1 protein-coding gene is annotated in these 1,296 nt (G+C 72.8%); it reads right to left on the bottom strand.

Annotated elements, in window-relative coordinates; translation table 11 throughout:
- On the bottom strand, positions 1-1,296 hold a 1,296-nt coding region (locus GTR00_RS21055), incomplete at both ends, for an ABC transporter substrate-binding protein (RefSeq protein ID WP_205706339.1).

Genomic DNA, 1,296 nt, shown 5'->3' with positions numbered 1-1,296 from the left:
CCGCTGACGATCCCGGTCGGCAACTACCTGCAGGACGCCGTGCGCTCCGGGGACGGGCCCAGTCCTCGTCGATGCGGCGCAGCAGCCTGGCCCCGTCCCCGGAGCGCACGGCGTCCTGCAGGTAGTTGCCGACCGGGATCGTCAGCGGGATGTACGTGTTCGCGCCCTGGTAGATGCGCCCGGCGTCCAGGGCCGGCTGCAGGCCCACCAGGCGCGGGTCGCGCAGCGGCTCGGCCTCCAGCAGCGGGGAGGTCGCCAGGTTGTCGGCGTTGTAGCGGGCGATGACCTCCGGGGTCATCAGCCACTGCAGCAGGGTGCGGGCGGCGTCGCGGTGCTCGGAGGCGGTGGGGATCCACAGCGCCAGGTCGAGGTTGACGCGGGCGGCGGCCTCGCCGGGCACCTCGGTCATCGGCAGCGGGAAGGTGCCCAGCGGCAGCGCGGGGTCCACCTTGGCGATCTCCCCCAGCGCCCACGGGCCCTGCAGGTACATCGCGGCCTCCCCGCGGCCGAAGGCGAGGTTGCCGTCGGCGTAGGCGCGGCTGGCGGCGTCCTCGTTGGAGTAGGACGCCAGCTGGACCATCTTCTCCACCGGCTCGGCGAAGTCCTTGGAGAAGGAGACCTCCGCGTCCGGCCCGGCGTCCGCGCCCAGGGCGCGCAGGTCGCGGAAGAACCCGGCGACGTCCAGGGCGCTGCCGGTGCAGTAGTCGAACAGGCCCTGCTGGAGGGTCCACACCTCCTGGTAGGTGCTGTACAGGGGGGTGACCCCGGCGTCGCGGAAGGTCTCGCAGGCCTCCACCAGCGCGCTCCACGTCTGCGGGACCTGCACGCCGTTCTCCTCGAACAGGCGCTGGTTGTAGATGACGCCGGCTGCGGCCACCGAGTACGGCAGCACGTTGGTCTGACCCTCGTTGGTGGCGAACTGGTCGACGAGCTCCTGGTACTGCGGGTCGACCCGGGCCGCCTCGGGCAGGTCCGACAGGTCGGTGAGCACGCCGGTGGAGACGTAGTTGCCGACCTCCAGCGTGTAGTTCCAGGCCGCCAGGTCCGGCGGGGCGCCGCGCACGAACTGCGGCACCAGCGCCGTCTGGGAGGAGTCGTGGACGGCGAGCACGCCGTCCTGGGAGGCGTTGAACTCCTGCAGCAGGGCGCCGAAGTACTCGATGACCTCGGGCTTGTTCTGGAAGAAGCGGACCTCCTGGCGGCCGGAGGTGCCGGCGCCGGAACCGCAGCCGGCCGCGCCCAGCGCGAGGGCGCCGGTCCCCGCGGCCAGCAGCGATCGCCTGCTCGGCCGGGCGG

The organism is Kineococcus indalonis (assembly GCF_009906395.1).
GTDB lineage: Bacteria > Actinomycetota > Actinomycetes > Actinomycetales > Kineococcaceae > Kineococcus > Kineococcus indalonis.
This window is presented reverse-complemented; position numbering and strand designations above follow the sequence as displayed.